4 protein-coding genes are annotated in these 2,880 nt (G+C 59.2%); 2 read left to right on the top strand and 2 right to left on the bottom strand.

What is annotated here, in order from left to right; all coding sequences use genetic code 11:
* Together AC1DX0_RS33895 and AC1DX0_RS33890 are read right to left on the bottom strand one after the other, a co-directional pair.
* The coding region (locus tag AC1DX0_RS33895) for a caspase family protein (RefSeq protein WP_477358710.1) at positions 1-364 on the bottom strand (364 nt) is incomplete at its 3' end.
* Between the two features lie 172 nt (positions 365-536).
* Positions 537-1,400: an RNA polymerase factor sigma-32 gene (locus AC1DX0_RS33890; protein ID WP_477221736.1), complete on the bottom strand. Its 864-nt coding sequence runs from the start codon at positions 1,398-1,400 to the stop codon at positions 537-539.
* Positions 1,401-1,728: 328 nt separating this feature from the next.
* Here AC1DX0_RS33890 and AC1DX0_RS33885 point away from each other — a divergent pair, with 328 nt between their 5' ends.
* Entirely contained in the window at positions 1,729-2,502 is a 774-nt protein-coding gene (locus tag AC1DX0_RS33885) for an amino acid ABC transporter substrate-binding protein (RefSeq protein WP_477221737.1), read from the top strand.
* A 130-nt stretch (positions 2,503-2,632) separates the two neighbouring features.
* Positions 2,633-2,880 (top strand): ABC transporter permease subunit (locus tag AC1DX0_RS33880; protein ID WP_477358708.1); only part of this gene is annotated, 248 nt, incomplete at its 3' end.

Genomic DNA, 2,880 nt, shown 5'->3' with positions numbered 1-2,880 from the left:
CCATGTCGGCCGCATCCTTCAACGACGCATCGACCGGGATCAGGAAATTCTGGCCCCCGATCTGAAAGCCGTGGCCGGAATAATAGACGACGGCGAGATCGGCGCCGTCGGCTGCGGCCAGATAGTTGCGGAACTTCTCTTCGAATTGGAGCTTGGTCACGTCCTTGGCGACGAAGACGTCGAAGCCGGCCTGCCGGAACGTGTTCGAAACGTCCTCAGCGTCCTTGTTCGGATTCTTGAGGGCCGGGATTTCCCGATACTGCGAATTGCCGATCACGAGCGCAACCCTTCGATCGGCGCGTGCGTCGAATGTCGACAGGGTCATGAGGATCAAGGCAGCAAGGAACGCGCAGCGTTTCAGCATGGCAAAACCCATAGTTGTTATGGTCTTGTAGCCTAAAGAGGCTTTTTGCCATGCTTTGGTCTTTTAGAGAAATCACAATCCTCAGATTAAAAAGAATAGATTCTCCCGTGATCGTGGAATATCTTATTTAAGATAAATCTTATGTTTTATATCTCGAATCTCTGTATTGGGATCAGGCGGCTGTCGCCAGAAATTCCGGGTTCTGTTTCACCAGCGCGACCTTGAGCTTTTCCATGGCGCGGGCCTCGATCTGGCGGACGCGTTCCTTGGAAATGCCGAGCGTCTCGCCGAGTGCTTCGAGCGTGGCGCCGTCATCGTTCAGCCGGCGTTCCTCGATGATCCTGAGTTCCCGTGCATTGAGCGCGTGAAGGGCCTCTTTCAGCCACAGCGAGCGACGTGCGACATCGATCTTGTCGCCGACAATCTCATCGGGCAGGGGGTCGTCCGAGACCAGGAAGTCCATCCGCTCGGTGGCGCCCGCATCGTCGGCAAGCGGCGCGTTCAGCGAGGAGTCGGGCGCGGAGAGCCGTGAATCCATCATCGCCACGTCAGCCTCGGAGACGCCAAGCGCAACCGACACCTCGCGGTAGAGGCTTGTGTTGGAAAGCGGCTCCGCGCCGTTCGCCAGCCGGGCACGCARCCGYCGCAGGTTGAAGAACAGAGCYTTYTGCGCMGAACTSGTCCCRCCGCGMACGATCGACCAGTTGCGCAGGATGTAATCCTGCATCGAGGCGCGGATCCACCACGTCGCATAGGTCGAAAACCGCACTTCGCGTTCGGGCTCGAAGCGGGCGGCGGCCTCGAGCAGGCCGACATGGCCTTCCTGGATCAGGTCGCCGAGCGGCAGGCCGTAGTGACGGAATTTGGAGGCCATGGAAATGACCAGCCGCATATGGGCGACGGTGATGCAGTGCAACGCGTTCTGGTCGTTGTCTTCCTTCCAGAGCAAGGCCAGCCGATGTTCCTCGTCCCGTTCGAGGTAGGGCGCCTTCATCGCCGCGCGGACCATGATCCGTCCTGCCGTGTCTTGCATCATGAGGTGCTCCCTGGCTCAGGCGCTATGACTGAGGTTACGAACTTGGCAGGGCACCGGTTGAAATCGCGGCGTCGCGCCCTAGAACAGCCAAAACGTGTGGTGTGCGGGAATGGTTCCCTGGCTGTTGCCAGGCGGATCATCTTGCTTGAGCGATGTCAGCACGGGCCAGTAACGACTTCGAATGTCGCCAAGAAACGACGTTTCGAGAATCTGATTTCGGAAATGCTCTGTTTTTGAAATTCAGTTCCTTATTTTTTCCGGTTGCATCTGCCATTTTCCAGCCCTCACAACATGCCGGGCAACCGGCCAAGGACGGGATCACAGAAAAATGAAATGGCTCAAGTCGTTTATCGTCGCTGGAACGCTGCAGGTTCTGGCTGTCGCATCAGGCCATGCCGGCGCCAATCTTGATCAGATCAAGCAGGCCGGCACCTTCAAGGTCGGCACCGAGGGCACCTACGCACCCTTCACCTATCATGACGCTTCGGGCGCGCTGGTCGGCTTCGATGTCGAGATCGCCAAGGCAATCGGCGACAAGCTTGGCGTCAAGGTCGAGTTCCTCGAAGGCAAATGGGACGGGTTGATCGCGGGCCTCGACGTCAGCCGTTATGACGCCGTCATCAACGAGGTCGGCATCACCGACGCCCGCAAGGCAAAGTACGACTTTTCCGATCCCTACATCGCCTCCAAGGCCGTGCTGATCGTGCGCGGGGACAACACCGACATCAAGACCTTTGCCGATCTCAAGGGCAAGAAGTCGGCGCAGTCGCTGACCTCGAACTTCGGCAAGCTGGCTGAGACGAACGGCGCCGAACTGGTCGGCACCGACGGTTTCGACCAGTCGATCCAACTGCTTTTGACCGGCCGCGCCGACGCCACCATCAATGACAGCCTGTCCTTCCTCGACTTCAAGAAGCACAAGCCCGACGCCAATGTGAAGATCGCCGCGCAAGAGGAAAACGCCGACTATTCCGGCGTCATCGTGCGCAAGGGCGATCCCGAGCTGGTCGCCGCCATCAACAAGGCGCTGGCCGACATCAAGGCCGACGGCACCTACAAGAAGATCGCCGACACCTATTTCGGCCAGGACGTTTCGAAGTAGTTTTTCGAGGCGGGGTTTGATTGTCGCCCTGCAAGGCATCCAGCGGCGAGCCGTCTTTGACGGCTCGCCGCTTTTSKCGTGATATGGCGCCTGAATTCGCATTTCGACCATTCATTCTGGAGGGCCTTTCGTGCCGCACTGGCTGCAACTGATGCTGGAGTCGCTGCCTTCGCTGCTCTGGGCCGCTCTGATCTTCACCGTGCCGTTGACGCTGTTATCCTTCGTCCTCGGCCTGACGGTTGGCCTGGGGGCAGCGCTTGGCCGGCTGTTCGGGCCAAAGCCGCTGGTCGCGCTGGTGCGCTTCTATGTCTGGATCTTCCGCGGCACGCCGCTCCTGGTGCAGCTGTTCCTGATCTTCTACGGCCTGCCGTCGGTCGG

The organism is Mesorhizobium sp. P3_A9 (assembly GCF_056402975.1).
The sequence above is the reverse complement of the archived record's forward strand: the minus strand, read 5'-3'. Positions and strand labels throughout refer to the sequence as shown.